The organism is Paenibacillus sp. 1-8, from assembly GCF_056316205.1.
In genome coordinates, this window is record NZ_CM149995.1 from 5,101,507 (window position 1) to 5,119,273 (window position 17,767).

At 47.6% G+C, this 17,767-nt stretch carries 13 protein-coding genes; 2 read left to right on the forward strand and 11 right to left on the reverse strand.

Annotation, left to right across the window (positions count from 1 at the left end; genetic code table 11):
- Positions 1–73: 73 nt before the first annotated feature.
- The gene (locus AC0WRU_RS23510; protein WP_476126524.1) at positions 74–1,087 is read right to left on the reverse strand and encodes a LacI family DNA-binding transcriptional regulator; all 1,014 of its coding nucleotides are present in this window, start codon (positions 1,085–1,087) and stop codon (positions 74–76) included.
- 314 nt (positions 1,088–1,401) lie between these two features.
- Positions 1,402–2,811, reverse strand: coding sequence for an MATE family efflux transporter (locus AC0WRU_RS23515; protein WP_476126525.1), 1,410 nt, complete (start codon positions 2,809–2,811; stop codon positions 1,402–1,404).
- A 355-nt stretch (positions 2,812–3,166) separates the two neighbouring features.
- On the opposite strand from AC0WRU_RS23515, the gene AC0WRU_RS23520 reads away from it, so the two are divergent.
- Positions 3,167–4,174, forward strand: a complete 1,008-nt coding sequence (locus AC0WRU_RS23520; protein WP_476126526.1) for an acrylyl-CoA reductase family protein — start codon at positions 3,167–3,169, stop codon at positions 4,172–4,174.
- A gap of 473 nt (positions 4,175–4,647) precedes the next feature.
- Positions 4,648–5,652, forward strand: coding sequence for a cellulase family glycosylhydrolase (locus AC0WRU_RS23525; protein WP_476126527.1), 1,005 nt, complete (start codon positions 4,648–4,650; stop codon positions 5,650–5,652).
- 125 nt (positions 5,653–5,777) lie between these two features.
- Here the strand turns inward: AC0WRU_RS23525 and AC0WRU_RS23530 are convergent, their stop codons facing one another.
- From AC0WRU_RS23530 to AC0WRU_RS23570, 9 genes are all read right to left on the reverse strand, one after another.
- Positions 5,778–7,160, reverse strand: a complete 1,383-nt coding sequence (locus tag AC0WRU_RS23530; RefSeq protein ID WP_476126528.1) for a lanthionine synthetase C family protein — start codon at positions 7,158–7,160, stop codon at positions 5,778–5,780.
- Positions 7,157–9,040: an ABC transporter ATP-binding protein gene (locus tag AC0WRU_RS23535; RefSeq protein ID WP_476126529.1), complete on the reverse strand. Its 1,884-nt coding sequence runs from the start codon at positions 9,038–9,040 to the stop codon at positions 7,157–7,159. Before AC0WRU_RS23535 ends, AC0WRU_RS23530 begins: the two co-directional genes overlap by 4 nt.
- Entirely contained in the window at positions 9,037–12,228 is a 3,192-nt protein-coding gene (locus tag AC0WRU_RS23540) for a lantibiotic dehydratase (protein ID WP_476126530.1), read from the reverse strand. Before AC0WRU_RS23540 ends, AC0WRU_RS23535 begins: the two co-directional genes overlap by 4 nt.
- Positions 12,229–12,255: 27 nt before the next feature.
- A complete protein-coding gene (locus AC0WRU_RS23545) occupies positions 12,256–13,023 on the reverse strand; it encodes an ABC transporter permease (RefSeq protein WP_476126531.1) in 768 nt (255 codons plus the stop codon).
- Between the two features lie 12 nt (positions 13,024–13,035).
- Positions 13,036–13,836, reverse strand: a complete 801-nt coding sequence (locus tag AC0WRU_RS23550; protein WP_025684309.1) for an ABC transporter permease — start codon at positions 13,834–13,836, stop codon at positions 13,036–13,038.
- On the reverse strand, positions 13,833–14,561 hold the full coding sequence (locus AC0WRU_RS23555; RefSeq protein ID WP_025684308.1) for an ABC transporter ATP-binding protein: 729 nt from the start codon (positions 14,559–14,561) through the stop codon (positions 13,833–13,835). The genes AC0WRU_RS23550 and AC0WRU_RS23555 overlap by 4 nt, the downstream gene beginning before the upstream one ends.
- A gap of 169 nt (positions 14,562–14,730) precedes the next feature.
- A complete protein-coding gene (locus tag AC0WRU_RS23560; RefSeq protein WP_134912015.1) occupies positions 14,731–14,907 on the reverse strand; it encodes a gallidermin/nisin family lantibiotic in 177 nt (58 codons plus the stop codon).
- Positions 14,908–15,368: 461 nt separating this feature from the next.
- A complete protein-coding gene (abc-f, locus tag AC0WRU_RS23565; protein WP_476126532.1) occupies positions 15,369–17,471 on the reverse strand; it encodes a ribosomal protection-like ABC-F family protein in 2,103 nt (700 codons plus the stop codon).
- Positions 17,472–17,577: 106 nt separating this feature from the next.
- Positions 17,578–17,721 (reverse strand): RAxF-45 family protein, encoded by a 144-nt coding sequence (locus AC0WRU_RS23570; protein WP_162833912.1) that lies wholly within the window; start codon positions 17,719–17,721, stop codon positions 17,578–17,580.
- Between the last annotated feature and the right edge of the window lie 46 nt (positions 17,722–17,767).

A 17,767-nucleotide genomic window follows, 5' to 3' on the forward strand; every position in this document is an offset into this window, starting at 1 on the left:
TGATTAGTACGTACAGGCTTGGGACGCAGAAAGGAATACGGGCTACTTTTATAATGTGATGCCTGATGATGCTCTACAACGTTTTGATGGATTCGCCCCGCTTTAAATCAGGCACAAAGCGGTAAATGATCGGAACCGATTCGCCGCCCTCCTCGATGCTGGACAGCAACGTTTTTGCCGCCTGCTTTCCCATATCCGCAATCGGCTGCGTAATGGTCGTAATCGGCGGATTGTAAATATGGGCAAACTCCGCATCGTCAATTCCGATAATGGACAGCTCAGCCGGAATGCGTATACGGCGGGCATTCACATATTTCAGCACCTCTGCCAGCACGATATCGTTCCCGGCCAGCAGCGCAGTCGGCGGCTCCGGCAACTGAAACAGCTCCTCCAGCGTCTGCTGGATATCCTCCTTCGACACACTGCGCATGTACTCTTCCCGAAAGGGCAAGCCACGCTCCTCCAGCGCCTTTTTGTACCCGCTCAACCGCTCTACCCTTGGAGTAATCCGGTTCAGTCCCAGCGGCAGGGTAATCAGCGCGATCCGTTCATGCTTATGGGCCACCAGCTCCTGAATCGCCAGCTTGACCGCCATTTCGTTATCCAGCAGCAGACTGCGCGTGTTCACACCATCTACCAGACGATCCAAAAACACCAGTGGATACTTTTCACGGATAAGCTGGTTGTATATATCCGCATGCTTGCCTGTCGGGAAAATAATCAATCCGTCCACCTGACGAGCCTTGAGCATCTCAATATACTGGCTCTCCTTGTCCGGGTTTTCGTCGGCGTTACAGATGATTACCTGAATGCCAAAACGCTGCAATTCCTCCTCAATAGCCCGAATGGACTGGATCGACAGCGTGTAATCAATGTTGGCTACAATAACACCCACCATAAACGTCCGGTTCTGCTTCAAGCTGCGAGCCAGTCCATTAGGTTGATAATTTAGTTCTTGAATGACCTCGGAAATTCGGTCTCTGGTCTGGTCACTCATGTATTTATATCGTTTGTTCAGAAACTGCGAGACTGTGCTTTTAGACACTCCCGCCTTCTGGGCAACATCTTCAATCGTCGGCTTCTTCATCGGTACACTCCTTGTCCCTCATGTACTGCATGCACTGCATTAGTGCAACAAAAGTATATCTTTTTTTTAGTAAATTTACCATACTTCTATTTATGAATACCATGATTATATAATCTGAACTTAAAAGTTACCTATCGTGCCACTGTGCAGATGGATAGTGCTTCGCTTGTACAGCACCATTCCGCCTACTCCGTTTTCCATGTACATTTTTTAGATCAGCTTATAAAACTACTATTTACTCTCAGGGCAGCAAAAAGAGGTAGTTCAAGATGCTCTCTTGAACTACCTCTACATAATCATAGATGATCCTCGAATCAGTGTGCCGGCACTGGCGTTGCAGGCTGATCTGGTGCATCGTGCTCGATCAGCGCATGTTTTTCCCACAAACGGCTTTTCCAGCGGACATACATAATGACTGCACGTGTCCATTCATCAGCAGCAATCGCCAGCCACACACCTGCCAGCCCCATATCCAGCTTGAACACGAGCAGATAACCGAGTGGCAAGCTCATGCAGACCATGGAGATCAATCCCATGAAGACCGGGAACTTGGCATCTCCTGCGGCACGCAAGGAGCTAATGATGACGATGTTCGTCGTGCGGCCGGTTTCCAGTAAAATGCTAAGTAAAATCACCTGCGCCCCCAAACGAATAATCTCAGGGTTTTCGGTGAACAGGCTGAGCAAAGGCACGCGGAAAAAGATAATAATCACATCAATAACCACGGTCACGATAAGCGCCCATTTTACACTGCTCATTACACGTTTGTAGGCTGTATCCTTCTGTCTGGCTCCGACCAGCCTTCCGACCACGATCGCCGTACCCATACCGACCGCCATACTGAACAAGTAAATATAGCTCGAAATATTATTGGCATATTGACGGGTCGCCATCGCTTCTGCGCCCAGATAGGTCACGTACAGTGTAAAAATGAGCTGACACGACTGATACAGGATGGACTCCAGCGCGGAGGGTACACCAATGCGCAAAATTTTAGCGATAAACTTTTTGGACAACTGAACGTAATATCTCCACTCGACACGCACCTCGGTTACGCGGTACATCAGCCAGAAGAAAATCAGGAGACACACAAAACGGCTTCCCACCGTAGAAATAGCCGCACCTTCTACACCCAGCGCAGGCATTCCCCAATGTCCGAAAATCAAAACATAGTTACCGATGACGTGAATCACGTTCATCAGCACAGACACATACATCGTTTCCCTGGTAAAACCATGTGTACGAATCGTCGCCGCCAGCGCGTTAATCAATGCCTGAAGGAAAATGGCACCCCCGACGATGCTCATATACGATTCCGCATAAACCAGAATATCTCCCTGGACATTCAGCCATTGCAGCATATGAGTACCAAACACGAGAAAAATCACGCTAAGCAAAAGACCCACCATTAGATTCAAAGTAATGGCCGTACCCGTAACCTGGGCCGCTTCGACAAGCTTTTTAGAACCGATATATTGAGCTACGACGATAGCAGCGCCGTTGCCGATAACCTCCAGTACAAGGATAGCAATTGAAATAATTTGGTTGGACGCGCCCACACCCGACACTGCATTATCAGATACAGAACTGATCATGAATGTATCGACGCTTCCCATTAGCATAAACAGGAACAATTCAAGGAAAATAGGCCATGTCAAACGGAACAAATTCAGTTCCTTGGCTTCGGACAATACCGAACCCTTTTTTAGTGCTCTGGTTGTCATTCATTCACCTTTCTTCATAGATTTATTTAACGATCAAAAGGTATGTTAGCACAGTCATTCTGAAAATACATCCCGTTTGCGTAAAATGATTTGCAAAACACGTAAGAATTCATTTATCACTTTCTTTCAATTGATTATCGAACTTTATTGAAACACAATATGGCAAAAGTAGCCCCTGTAATCCGGGCTTTTTCGACGGAATTATGAGCAGAAGGGTATAATGAGAATATGGACCTGTGAGCATTGCCGCTGACAGGCTGCGCGGATAGTTGTATCTTCTTAAGCATGATTTGTGAGGTATACTAAAATGTTCCGCCATCAAAGGCTTATATTGCAATAAAGGAGGCTTTTACAAATGACTCAATCATTTCAAGCCCTTGTCGTCGATCAGACGCAGGACGGTGAAGTTCAAGCAGAGGTACGCTCTCTGGAAACTGGCAGTTTACCTGCTGGAGAAGTTTCGATTCGTGTCGCTTATTCCAGCATCAATTATAAAGACGGGCTTGCCGCCCGCAAGGATGGAAATATTGTCAAAGCCTATCCGTTTGTGCCAGGCATAGATTGCTCGGGAACCGTCGTCTCTTCAGAGGATAACCGTTTCAGCGAAGGACAAGCCGTTCTCGTTACCGGTTACGGGTTCGGCGTGTCTCAATTCGGAGGATTCAGCGAATATGCACGCGTGCCTGCCGACTGGGTGGTTCCGCTTCCGGACGGACTCTCGCCAAGAGAGGCCATGATTTATGGGACAGCCGGCTTTACTGCGGCCCTGTCGTTACATCGGCTGGAACAAAACGGCGTTACGCCGGATCAAGGTAAGGTGCTCGTCACCGGAGCAACGGGTGGCGTAGGCGGAGCCGCCATTGCCCTGCTGGGCAAGAGGGGCTACCATGTTGTAGCCAGCAGCGGCAAAGCCGAGGCGCACGACTACCTCAAGGCGCTCGGAGCGGCTGAGGTTATCTCCCGCGGTGAGGTCTACGACGGCGCGGAGAGCATCCGGCCGCTCGGCAAGCAGCTCTGGCAAGCGGCCATTGATCCCGTAGGCGGGAAGCCGCTCGCTTCGCTGCTCAGCCAAGTCGCCTACAACGGCTCCGTTGCTGTGAGCGGCCTGACGGCAGGTACCAAGCTGCCTGCCACGGTGCTGCCGTTTATTTTGCGCGGCGTAAGCCTGCTGGGCATAGACTCCGTCTTCTGCCCTTATGAAACACGCGTAGCGATTTGGAAGCGGCTTGGCAGCGACTGGAAGCCGGAACGGCTGGAGCAGCTTCTCGAGCGCGAAGTCGGATTGGCTGACCTGCCAAACGCGCTGGAGGACATCCTGGCAGCCCGCTCGCAGGGCAGAACGCTCGTGCGGGTGGCTGACTAGCAGTGACGATTTACAAATACAATATCAGTTTTATGACCACCACAAAAGCTTACCAAGATTCCTAACTTTAATTTTTTGTGTTAATTGAGTATAAAAAAGTAACCTTCAAATCACTGGAAGTGAATATGAAGGTTACTTTTTTATACTTGGAGAGTTCTACTAATCATTAATGGTTCTCAGAATTATTTTGTATGATTTAACAATTGCTTGGGTATATATTACAACCTAGTTCAACATGATAATTTTGTAAAGTTGAAATTTGGTATTCCCTTAAAATGTGCTTATCCTGATTGCCCCATTTCCACATACTCATACCTCCTTCTCCCCTATGTCGATCTATTGCGTGACTAGGCAATTAATAACCGAACTCTATGTATAAGAAACGATATGCCATTCCAACATCACAATAGGTGTAATATGTATCCATTTTCAACATAGGATTAACTTGACTATAGAGAAGGAGGCGTTCGTTTGTGAGAGATTGGCGGTTTTATGGTAAAAAGGTGCTGGTATTCGCTGTGGTGTTTCTGCTTTTTTCCGGCATTGGTTTGTTGAATGGAGGTACATCGTTTGCAGCCTCAGGGTTTTATGTAAGCGGAACCAGTCTGAAGGATGCGAACGGGAATACCTTTGTCATGCGTGGAGTGAATAACCCTCATATCTGGTTCGATACACAGGCCTATCAGGCATTGGATACCATTGCGGCCACGAAGTCCAACACTGTTCGCATTGTGTGGCAAACGAATGGATCAGCACAAAGACTGGAGGAAATCATCAACCGCGCTAAACAGCTCAAGCTCATTTCCGTGGTTGAACTGCACGATGTTACGGGCAGCAATGACGCCAACCGTTTGAACGATATGGCCCGTTATTTCGCTGATCCAGCGGTGAAAAAGGTACTGGCCGATAACCAGAAATACGTACTGGTGAATATCGCGAATGAGTGGGGTGACCACAACCTCACCGATGCCGCGTGGCGAGACGCTTACAAAACGGCTATTACCACACTGCGCAACGCAGGCTTGCCGAATACGATTGTAATCGACGGCTCCGGCTGGGGACAATATGCCTCCCCGATCAAGGCCCATGGCGTAGAGCTGCTACAGCATGATCCTAACCATAATCTTTTATTTTCTGTCCATATGTACGCCAACTACAATGATTCCAGTAAAATCGGCTCCGAGCTGCAAGCCATTAAAGACAAGGGCCTCGCGGTAATCGTGGGTGAGTTTGGCTACAACTACAACAATGGCAACAACAATCTGGGCACCACCGTGAATCCCTATGAGGTCATGAAGCAGTCCCAAGAAAAAGGCATCGGCTATCTGGCCTGGTCCTGGACTGGCAACAACAGTGAGAACGCGTGGCTTGATCTCGTGAACAGCAGCGACTGGAAAACGCCAACGGCATGGGGCAATATCGTATTGAACGATGCCAACGGCATCAAGAACACTTCGAAGACAGCTTCGGTGTACTAAGGTCTGACTGAGGCTCACGAGGTATTGGTATTCAATATAAAAGATCCAGTCGAGCCACAAATGGCCGATTGGATCTTTTTTCACTTACTCTATTTTCAGATCATGCAAAAAAACCGTGGTACATCTTAGCGAATTAGAAAAGCGGCGTCCCATTCCGGACTTTCATCGCCGATCAAAGAAGCCAACATCAGAGCAACACCAGCACTTCCATTCAGAAAACCAGCCTCATCCACTTCTGCAAGCCTTCCATCCAGTAGGCTATGATCATAGAAGCCAAACAACGAATTAGTATCGAACATATTTAATACATCTTCCAGTAGTCTGTCCCGCATCATACCTAACTGCTCATGGGCAGTATCTGAGTACATCCGTTGAACCAGATGCAACCATCCCCCAATACCATGACACAATGTGGCAGAGGTTAATCCACCCTTACGGTAAAGCCGTTTTTCCATATCCAAGTAGGCGCGAAGTCCCGTTTCAATCCATTCTTCATTTTGAACTGCTTGTCCTGCCAGCCAAATCGAACGCGCAATGCCTGGTACACCGTAACACCAGGAATCACGGTGATTTTGAGCGCTGTCCGGCAATAAACGGTCACCCACCCATTCTTCAAAAGAAACCCGACCGGGCCAAATTATGCCCTCTTTATCCTGAACGCGCCAATGATGTATAAACTCGGCCAGTTTTTGTATATCGTTCTCTAAAAGAAGGGAGTCCGCTCCATGGAGAGCAGATAGACTCAGAAAACATAAGGGACCTGCAATACCATGCGAAAGTCCTAAATTGAAATTCCCCTGAGGATATTGTAGCTTTTCATCCTCCTGAAACTGATGTTCTGAGGAAATGTGCCACCCAGGTACAGAATGCCCATTCCTAATTCGGTCGCTGCACATCACTTGAAACAACTCAATCGTCTGGTTCCATACCGTACGCATAGTGGGGCGATCAGAAAATAGCATGGCGATGCGTCCTATCCCCGTAAAACCTGATATGGCATCATACTGACTCATTTGTAGCTGCCCTTTTTCCCATTGCTCTTGGCATAAAGCCACACTATGCAGCGCGGATTCTTCGAACCAGGAGGCGAGAGTGTCCAGCATCCCTTGATAGCGCGTACCCTTTCTCGATAAGGAGTGAATGGCCAGCAAAATACCTGCTAATCCACTATACAGCGACAGATCATGGATACCTTGCTGTTCCATGACCAAACGAATTCGCTCCAGATATTGATGTCCTACCCTATCCCAGCCATCCTCGGGATAGAGTCGATCCAACTGACCCATCAGCAAACATATGCCCGTAAACCCGCTTCCCAAGCTTTCATCTGACCAACGCTCAATCTTCATTCCGTCAGATTCGATCGGAGGTACTTTTTTCATCCATAAACGAACCTGCTCCGGGTCTCTATAACGCTCGGCAATCTCCAGCAAGACCGCAGATATCCTATCTTTTATTTCCCCCTCGACGGGTATCCAACTGTCGCATGTATATGAAATCGTCGTCATCCTGAAACTCTCCCTCCGGCTTCGATTAAGGAATCTTCTTCACTGAACGAACTGGCTTGAATCCTATACATCTCTGCATACAACCCATCCAGTAAGATCAATTCCCTATGGGTCCCCTGCTCCACAATTAAACCATTGTCCATCACCACAATTTTCTGAGCCAGACGTGCTGAGGAAATCCGATGAGTAATAAAAATTCCGATGCTGTCTTTCATTAAATCCAGAAACAAGACGAGCAAGTCCCTCTCTGCCACCGGGTCCAAAAAAGAACTAGGTTCATCCAAAATATACACATCCGCTTTCCGCAAAAAAGCCCTTGCGATAGCCACCCGCTGCCACTGACCTCCCGAGAGCTGATAGCCATCCTCGAACCATTTTCCAAGCTGTGTGTCCAAGCCCTGTGGCAATTGGGTTATAATGCGGTCTATAGCTGCGTATTCGGCAGCATGCATTAGTTCCTCATCCTGCCCCATATGCTCCAGCGAACCAAAGCCGATATTGTGACGAGCAGACATTTCATAATGCATAAAGTCCTGAAATACCACGCCTATTTTCTCCTGAATCTGTTCCAGATCGTAATCTTGAACAGGACGCCCATTCAATTTGAGCACACCGCTGTAATCCGAATAGAGCTGCATCAGCACCTTCATGAGCGTTGATTTCCCTGAACCATTTTTCCCTACAATGGCTATGGTCTGGCCTTTGTCCATTGTTAAATGAATATCCCGAATGGACGGCTCGGTTTGACCGGGATAGGTAAAAGAAACGCCTTCTATTGAAATTTGCTCAATACCAAAGCCGGTACTGCATTCCGAGCGAATCGAAAGCGCCTGTTCCTGTTGACGACGAACCGGATCCGATGTGGGTAACTGTAAAAATAGAAATAACTGCTCCATATACAGATTGTTTTGCGAAAATTGGACAATCCCCTGAATCAAGGCCTGCATCTGGCTTTGGGTCAGCATAATAGCTTGAATGTAGCCGTATAAACTGCCTATTAATAATTTTTGCTCAAAGGTTTCCCGAATCGCCAGCCATACGACCCATAGCAAAACCGTCAGCTCCAGTAGGCTATACAGAAACGTAATCCTAACCCTTTTGCCCAATATTCGTCTGTCCTCTACAAAAAATCGTTGTAATAAAGCCCCGTATCTTTTCAGCAAATAAGGTCCCAGATTAAACATTTTCACTTCCTTGACCGCACGATCATTGGTCAGCAAATAGGTCATATACCAGGACTCCCGATATAACGGGGTACGATTCATGTAAATTTCAAACTGTTCTTTATTTAATTTGAAAATGGAATACACAGATACCAAAGAGATTATAAAAAGAATGACGACAACCCACCATTTCCATAGGAAAAGCAGCGTTGCAGAAGACAGCATGGTAACCAAGCTCGATATAATACCTGCCATTTGAGTGTATAACTGATACGGACGATAAGAAGCCTCTTGAGAAGCCCGCTTCAGCTGATCGTTGATCTCCGAATTTTCATAATCCGCCAGTCCCAAGGAACCTGACTTTTCTCCGATCATAATATTCAGGGACTTGGACAGTACAGCTTCAAGCGTTCCCTCTACATAGCTTTGACTCATCGTCACCACACTTTTTAATACATGAATGGCTATAAACAGACCAAATTGAAGCATAATCAGGGAGATGCCCTGCGGGCTGGAAGAAACAATGCTATTGAGCAGATTTTGCATAATAATCAATGTAAGAACAGGCATCAAGCCTTGGACGATGTGCAAAAAAATACTGGAAACCATATACGGCTTATTCATACCAAATACCAGTCCAAAAAGCTTTAAACCTTGTCGTATGGACCTCCAGATGGACTCAACCTCAAGCTTTGCACTTTCCTGCACGCTGCTCATTGGCAATTCCACCGATACTGAATCAAGCTGTGCATCGCATGTCTGGCCATAATCATCACCTTACGCTCCCGATCCCTGTCTATCCCTAGAAATCGGTTTAGATGCATATGGATCACACTATATACGATATCATCTCTTGTATTGGTGGCTCCCCCCTTCGCTTCCTGCTCATGGATCACACGGTTATACCGCGCTACCGTTTCTTTTCTCATGTTAAAAATACTCTCTATGGAGTCACGGCTGGATTGAACCGAATTTAGATTTTCCTGATCCGATGCCATCCATTGTAAAAAGAACTTTCTTTCCTTGCGGAAATCATCCAAATACTCTTTGACGTCAAAATGTTGATTCAGGAGGTTGAAGGTATCTTCCTCACTGTACCCAAACTGAGACAGGAGGTTAATGACGCTTAGGATTGCGATCACATCCTGCTGCAAGGAGGTCTGGTTGAACCGGATCAGATGTACAAGCCTAGCCGCTACCTCACTGTCGCAGGAAAACATTCGCTCCGCGCACGCCATAGGCTCCTTCCCGCCGTAACGCTCTATTTCAGGTTCATAGGTATCAATGACCACTCTGGATATCAATCCTTCATGCAAAAGTGTCTCTGTCCATTGATGGAAAAGGGAAAGGAACGCATTGCCCTCCTGATTCTCCGACTGTTCGAATCGAACGCGAATATGCTTATCCGGATCAGCATAGCGGATAAAGTAACCCTGAAGGATCACATCACTATCTTGTTGCTGGCGCACAAATTCCTCCCAGTACCCACCAATAAACTCATCCTGCCGACTGTTCATACCATATAGCTTCGCGTAGAACCAGCGGCTACCCGGCAAATAAGCAAAGACCGCTTCTGTGGGGTGGTGATTGGTTTCCTCCTGATCTATATATAGGGAAGCAGCCACTTCTTCTCCAAAACGATGCGCATCAACAACCTGGTTGCGACGCATGAGCGGAAACACAAATTCGGCCGCTACACGGCTACCACTGCGAGAAACGGGCATATCTTCGACTGCACCTATATGCTCAATCAGAGTGACTTTGCCTTTGGATTGAAGCTCCTTGCAAATCTGCTCCATATGCAGCGGGTGTTCCATATCCAGCAGAATGCGATTATCTAATTCAATTATGTACACATAACGCGGCAGGCTCCATTTTTTTTGGAACTGACGCACCCACTTCTCAAAGAGCCCCGCATCCTTGGATGCATCCAGTGTTGAATCACATATCATTCTCCATGTCGCCGGGTGAAGAATAATATGCTCATATCTTAGCCGCGGAGTAAAAGGAGCGTGCGCGACGAACCCCCACTCCATAGGCGACCAATGTCGGTAACCGTCGTCGCTGACCTCCAAGAGAAAGCGGTATATGTTAGGGGTCAATTCCGCATTGAGCATATGTCCGGCTCTGGCAATGATCTCACGATTGCGGCTCATCGACTTCAAATAGAAATGGTCGTTCCGTACCCCTACGGCGAGGTCCGAAACATGAATTTGCCGTTCCTCTGGCATGATGTGATTGGTTCCTATTGCAATTTCATAAGGCCGGGTGTGCTGCGTTAACACCACATTCGCCGTTCTTCCCGCGCTAGGCAAGTAGGATATCTCAGCCAGCAGCTTTTCAGGCTGTAATCGTTGCTCTTCTAGCTGAATTTGAGAGAATAGGTCCGCAAAAGGCTGCCCAAACAGGTCCAAAAATCTCCCGAATGTCTTCCCCGCCCCATCAGACCCCTGATTAGGTCCTAACAGCAAGGTATATTCGCCGCGATCCACAGCCAGTTGGTCCGAGGCAGAAATTTGAAAGATCAATTCCATAGAAGGTGCTGCGAGCCATTTCCCCTGCTCCTGCCCCTTTACAATTTCGTCTATCATGGCATCTGTCAGCACAACTTCATTCTTTCCTTCATGAATGCAGGACACGAACCATTGAAATAAAAGCTTTTCATAATGCGTTCTCGACTTGGATGGAGACATATTCTCTAGTCGCACTCGGCGGCTCAGGGGATGCTTGTAGCCTGCGGGAGCCCCTAAGCCCGTATCCTCATCCAGCAGCTCCAGCAAGGGAACCTCTCGGTACGGACCGTACTTCTCCAGAAATTCCACACAAAATTCGTCCAAGGGTCTGTTTTCACGCGTCGAAAGCTTGGTCAACAAGTCAGCAACACGCTCAACATCTTTACGAATGGCGTGCGGAAGGGACATCCCTCGATCCTCCATAGACAGGTCGATTTGCAAACTGGATTTCACACTGAACATGTCGTCCATATAGCGTCTTAATTCAGCCAGAAATTCTTCTCCCTGACCGATAGGTAAACCATTATATTCATGAATAGCATCTGCAATGTAAATAAGCTTTTGTTTGATTTCATCCATACCCGTTACGTGTTTCAAGGTGGATAGTATATGATTTAGCGGGTCAGGAGTCGTCGTAGGAGGAATAAGCTCAGAAATCAGAAATTCTTGCTCAAATAGCTGCCACACATAACGGTCAATCGTTTCAGGACTAGCACCCACAAATTCCTTTTGGAGATGATCGACCAGTTCCAGATAAGGGATGGGGACCGAGCTTACGTCCATCACACAATCAAACACTTGGGTCGTACGAACGGACACACTCTGATCTTCACCGTCAACCATACTTCCGTGCCTTGTCGTATAGGGAATTTTAGCACGGTTGCCCTGACGGTAAATTAAGGTGTTACGCTGAATCCTTAACTGACGTACCACCTCTTGACGGCCTTCGATCAGCTCCATCACTTTCAGCAGCCACTCCATGTCGGGTCTTGCACGCTTTTGATAAGTATCCGTCCCTCGTAAACAAAGCTGTGATTGTTCCGTGAATTGCCCGTATGTGACCCCCGATAACAAGCCGAACGGTGTGGGTCGTGTCATCATTCTGATGATATAGCGCATGAAGGCTTTGATGACCTGTCCCTGTTTGCGCGGATTGTCCGGGTTGCTAATATGTAATAAAGATTCAAGCAACGTAGGACTGGAAGCTGCCAGTGCTTCACGTATGAAGGGGTTGCTGGACCATTCGGATAGATGATGCAATGTGACCTTTCTGACATTCTCATCTTCTCCGACACAGGTTGGAAAGCATTTTGCAAACTCTTCTATAGGCAGCACCGGGGTACGGAGCATAAAGAAATCCAAGGTTTTATAAAGGTTTTCTTGCGTCTTCATGTGAAACCTCCGTTCTAAACCAAGCTTCTAGATAACCTTTTTTTGCCAACGAGTGAAACTAACGATAGAGCACAGTAGTACAGTCACACCTAAACACATCCAGAATTTGAAGGAACCATCCACTCTTAACGCAAGCAGAATTTGCTGAAAAGGGTCCATTAATACCACAAGCGGCTTGAAAATGGGGTAGAGAAACATGGATAAAGCCAAAATGGCAATAAAGGCAAACAAAGGTCTGGAGATGAACAAGCACACGACGCTACTCAGCATGAGCTTTGCCAGACAAACCAGTGTGAGCAACAGATAAAACGCAAGGGTGTATGAGACAGCTTCCGTTGAGGTGGAGGGTAATGTCGAACCGTATTTAAAAAAGGTAGCGGCGTTCGGGAACAACATCCACCCGGCAAACACACCTATAAGCAGGGTCGTTCCTGTAAAAAATATCGTCGTAACTGATAATGCGAGCAACTTACCCAACCAGAATTGAAAACGCCGGTACGGCCGCAATACGTATAAGCGATACGCACCAGAATGAATATCCCCGCTTAACTGATCCACATACAAGATGGGTAACATCGCCGTGATTAGAAATAAGGAAACTTCACTCATCATGAGCCACGGCAAATTCAAATTGTTAACAGCAACAATCCCTTCACCGAACCGGAACCTCATTGTATCTGTTATTTTCAGGCTCCAAATGTTTGCAATAACGATAAGTACAAAAGCTATATATAATAAAATTGTGGATTTTCGATTCCATATCCGTTCCATTTCACTTCGCCAAATTCCCAGCATACAAAGATCCTCCTAATACAAATAATCACCGGCAGCAAAACGACGGTATGCGGCCCACGTAAAAAAGATTAAATAAAAAGCGACAACTGTGGTAATCGCCCCATTCACAGACCCATTTCCCTCCAGCGATCCATCCAGCCCTGTATATTGCATATAAGGAATAAGCAAAAAAGCAATGACATCGTGTAAATATGAAGTGTGAGGGGCAAGGGAAGCTAATTTTAGGTATAATCCATCAAACAGCAAGGCACCCAGATTGTAAGTCATACAGGCACCAATCGCATACGTTACACTTTTGCTGCACATAGCAATAAAGGAATAGAGGGAGCTTATAGCGAGTAGCGAAGCAAACGCCCAACCGTAATATTCGAATACGTAGATCCATTTATTCCCTATAAAAATAGTATTACCTAGATCGTATGAGAATCTCCATACTTCAACGATCACCTGCGAGGATACCGCAAAAACTACTAGAAGCAGCAAAATAGAGATATTAACCACGAATAGCTTGCTCCAAAATATCTGGCCACGGGTAAATCGACGCATAAATAGCAAACGCATCTGCCCACTCCGAAATTCCTCTGTATACACAGCAGCAACCAAGGCAGCTACGGCAATATTGCATACTAAATACAAATTTTCACGCAAGCCTGTAACCATAAAACTTTTAGATAGTACATCCATAGGAACCTTCATAATGCGTAGAAAATATCCCCCTGTAGAATAAGCCAACACCGGTGTACATAAAATCAGGAGCCAGAACCATTTCCTTTTCCACAATCTTTCAAACTCGCTGTAAATGAGTAGCTTCATAGTCCCATAAGCCCTATAAAGGCATCCTCCAGCCGTTGACCTTCCTCAACCAGTTGATCAGCAGGCCCCTTCCAAACTAGCGTTCCCTCTTTGATGACAATCAGCTCGTCACACATTTGATGCAATTCATCCAGCAGATGACTGGAGATAAAAAAAGCATAATTCGCTGAATCGCGCAAACGAAGAATAATATCTCTCAGCTCTCGCATTCCCATAGGATCAAGACCATTGGATGGCTCATCGAGCAGAAGGAGCTCCGGGCTACCCAGCATAGATTGGGCAATGCCGAGCCGCTGCTTCATCCCCAGAGAATAAGCTTTGACCTTGTCATCTCCCCGAGATTCCAGCCCCACCCTTTTTAGTAGCTCCTCAATATGATTCTCCCGATCCGAAGATTTAATTTCCGTGTGCAGCCGAGACAAATTACGCAATACCTGTCTGCCTGTCATATAATCAAAAAAGACCGGGGATTCAATGATAGCGCCTACTTTAGACAACGCCTTTTCCCGGTCCGTCTGCACATCGTATGAGGCAATCCTTACAAAGCCGCTAGTTGGCTGCATGAGTCCTGTCATAATCCGCATCATCGTCGTTTTCCCGGCTCCATTCGGTCCGATGAAACCATATATCTTCCCTCTTTCAAGCTCGAAGGAAATGTTATTTAACAAATCTCGTTTCCCCATTTTTTTGGTTACCTGCTGGACTTCCAATAAGGCATCAGACATACGTTTCCCTCCATTACCAAACCGATATAAAGGATATTTCCAACCGTTTCACAGCTGAAAAATCCATGTTTTTTCAAGGGAAGAAGAAGGGATTTCCAGGTCCCTTCTTCTTTTGCTTGATTATTAATATACAATAGCCATTCATTATGTCATAAAGGCAACACTCGGATTAACAAAGTGAACCGACGTTGGTAAAGCATTTGTTTCCGCAGGTTGCAACACAACTGGCAGCTGTTTTACCGCTACCACATCCGCTAGAACATGCCACAATGCTCAATACTTGAGGTTCCACAGAACCCTGAGATTTGTTTACTTGAACATCCAGATCAAATAAATTGTCAGCCATTGCATTCTCCCCCTTTCGTTTTAGATGCATCATTAGCCTCCAACGAGCTTCCAAAAATTCGCCCGTCGAATGATTTTCCTTCTTTATAACGTAAAGAAGGATTTATATGAACAACACCCCGACCAGATCGTCACCCACTCGAAATATTGCCATATACTACGTGGACAATCTGTATGTATGTTCTTTGTTGGCATCAAAAACTTTTTCTAACAATGATTGAAATTATTTCTACAGACACAAGAATATCACATGTTGCAAAATGAAAAAGGTATGTACCAAATGCATGAATATATTAAATAAATATTCATTTATTTTAATATATGGCTATTAATTATCATTCGTTGTTTCTATAAACCGTACCAAAATAGCCCTGCGGTGAACGTTCTACCTCAGGGCTATGCTTTGTATAAAATTATACCTTTGTTGCTCTAGCAATGCTCATTCAGTGACCATCCCGCCACCTACTCCAGTTCAATCCACTCGCCGAGCAGCGTGTCCAGCTCCGCTTGCAGTCGCTCACGCGCATCCCACAGCTCCGCCATATGCGACGTGTCGTCGCTTGTGCCGAGCTGCTCCAGCTCGGCATCCGCCGCCGCCAATTCCGCTTCCTTGGCGGCAATCGCCCGTTCCAGCCGCTCGCTGGATACGGCTGGCGTGCGGGACGGCTTCGCGGCCTTCGCTCCGCGTGCCCCCGTGCCAGCGGACGACCCGCCACCTGCGGCGGACGAGTCCAAGCGGCCTGCCGCACCCGGACGCGTGCGGCTCGCATCGGCCTCGGCAGGCGCTCCTGTCCGCGCAGCCGAAGCCGTTCCGTTGCTGGCTGCACTGGCAGATGCAGCCCCGCCCAGGCCTGAGCCGCCACCTGATGCGGCTCTGCTTCCGGATGCCGAGCGTACCCCTGCTTCCGCCTCGCGCTGCAAGCGGGCGTGTTCCAGCTCCCGCTTCTTCGTCCGGTATTCATCGAAGCCGCCCAGATAAGTGGCCAGCTTTCCGTCCTCCAGCTCCCAGACGCGCCCAGCCAGCTTATTCACAAAATAACGGTCGTGCGAGATCGCCAGCACGGTTCCCGTGTACGTGTCCAGCGCTTCCTCCAGCGCCTCGCGTGAGTCGATGTCCAAATGGTTGGTCGGCTCATCCAGCACCAGCAAGTTCGGCTTTTTCATGACCAGCAACGCCAGCCGCAAGCGGGACCACTCACCACCAGACAGCATGCTAACAGGCTTAAACACATCTGCTCCGTAAAACAAATACTTCGCCAGCAGCCCGCGCGCCTCGCCTTCCTCGACACCCGCTTCTTCCTTGAAGTAAACAAGCACGGTCGCACGGCTATCCCGCTCTCTTTCCTGCTGCGCCAAATATCCATACTCCACGCGTGCGCCCCATTGCACCCTGCCTGCATCCGCACTCTCCTGACCGAGCAGCAGCTTGAGCAGTGTCGTTTTTCCCGAACCGTTATCTCCTAACAGAGCCACCTTTTCCCCGAATTCCAGACTTCCTGTAGCCCCGTTTAATATCTGGCGCTCTCCGTAGGCTTTGGCGATTTCTTCAAAATGCAGCACTTGACGGCCCGAACGGTCCTCCAGCCTCAAATTAAACTCAGCCCCTTGCGGGTCCAGTACAGGCCGCTTCACCAGCTCCATGCGCTCTAATGCTTTACGGATCGAGTTCGCTTTTTTAAAAAACTTTTCGTTATCCCCATTGCGTCCCCACTCTTCAAAACGCCGAATGGCCTCTTTCATCTTCTTGATCCGCTTTTGCTGTTCCTTGTAGTCCTCGAATTGCAGCAGCAGCCGTTCTTCCTTCTCCTTGACGTAGCCACTGTAGTTTGCATAATACGTAAACGCCTCGCCATCCTCCAGCTCAATCATCTTGACGGCAACGCGATCCAGAAAATATCGATCATGGGATACAACCACACACGCGCCCATATAGCCTTGCAAAAATTGCTCGAGCCATTCCAGACCTTTTAAATCCAAATGGTTGGTCGGCTCATCCAGCAGCAACAGATCCGGTCGTCCAATCAACTGGGACGCGAGTGCAATTTTCGTTTTCTCCCCGCCGGACAGCGAACCAAAGCTGCGCGTATACATGGCTTTGGGGATACGCAGCCCGTCGGCTACCTGATCGATATTCGCATCCATTTCATAGCCGCCGCTTCGCTCAAACCGTTCCTGCAAGGCGGCATACGATTGCAGCAGCTTTTCCAAACGATTTGCATCCGAAGCTACTACGGGATCGGACATTTCACGCTCCAGCTCACTCATCTGATTGTGGCAATCCTTCAGCTCTCGGTAGGCGTAAGCCAACGTTTCGTACACGCTCAAGTGTTCAAACTCCGCCGGGATTTGCGGCAAATAGCCGATTTTCGTATCCTTAGCGATGACGAGCTGCCCTTCATCCGGTCGGGATAAACGCGCAATAAGGCGTAGCAGGGTGGTTTTGCCGCTTCCGTTGCGGCCGATGAGCCCCACCTTTTCCCCCGTATGAATATCAAACGATGCACCGTCCAGAATCAGATTGGCACCGTGGTATTTTTTCAATTGTTGACCGTTCACAATATACATGTCTAGGCTCTCCTTTATTTAGGAAGACCCTTACCCGCGCAACACAAAAAGAGCCGCAGGAGCTAGTAGCCCGCGACTCTTTGGATGATACAGCAATCCGTTCGAGTTAAGGTAGGCGTCTTCTCGCGATGTTTACAACCGTATGATTAAAATTGGACAGACTTCTCCCGTTGAATGGAAAAGCATGCACAATGCCAGCCATAGCAATCGGCAGCTGGCTAATACGGTTGTTCAGCATCTCGTGATTCACCTACCTCACCTCCTTCTTCATAATTGTGTGTAGTATAGCATATTTT

Bases quoted from the DNA above. Each gene is read 5' to 3' on its own strand.
- AC0WRU_RS23550 (WP_025684309.1), bottom strand. From the start codon at position 13,836: ATGAAGCTACTCATTTACAGCGAGTTTGAAAGATTGTGGAAAAGGAAA.
- AC0WRU_RS23510 (WP_476126524.1), bottom strand. From the start codon at position 1,087: ATGAAGAAGCCGACGATTGAAGATGTTGCCCAGAAGGCGGGAGTGTCT.
- AC0WRU_RS23530 (WP_476126528.1), bottom strand. From the start codon at position 7,160: ATGACGACGATTTCATATACATGCGACAGTTGGATACCCGTCGAGGGG.
- AC0WRU_RS23545 (WP_476126531.1), bottom strand. From the start codon at position 13,023: ATGCTGGGAATTTGGCGAAGTGAAATGGAACGGATATGGAATCGAAAA.
- AC0WRU_RS23540 (WP_476126530.1), bottom strand. From the start codon at position 12,228: ATGAAGACGCAAGAAAACCTTTATAAAACCTTGGATTTCTTTATGCTC.
- AC0WRU_RS23535 (WP_476126529.1), bottom strand. From the start codon at position 9,040: ATGAGCAGCGTGCAGGAAAGTGCAAAGCTTGAGGTTGAGTCCATCTGG.
- AC0WRU_RS23555 (WP_025684308.1), bottom strand. From the start codon at position 14,561: ATGTCTGATGCCTTATTGGAAGTCCAGCAGGTAACCAAAAAAATGGGG.
- AC0WRU_RS23515 (WP_476126525.1), bottom strand. From the start codon at position 2,811: ATGACAACCAGAGCACTAAAAAAGGGTTCGGTATTGTCCGAAGCCAAG.
- AC0WRU_RS23560 (WP_134912015.1), bottom strand. From the start codon at position 14,907: ATGGCTGACAATTTATTTGATCTGGATGTTCAAGTAAACAAATCTCAG.
- AC0WRU_RS23520 (WP_476126526.1), top strand. From the start codon at position 3,167: ATGACTCAATCATTTCAAGCCCTTGTCGTCGATCAGACGCAGGACGGT.
- abc-f (WP_476126532.1), bottom strand. From the start codon at position 17,471: ATGTATATTGTGAACGGTCAACAATTGAAAAAATACCACGGTGCCAAT.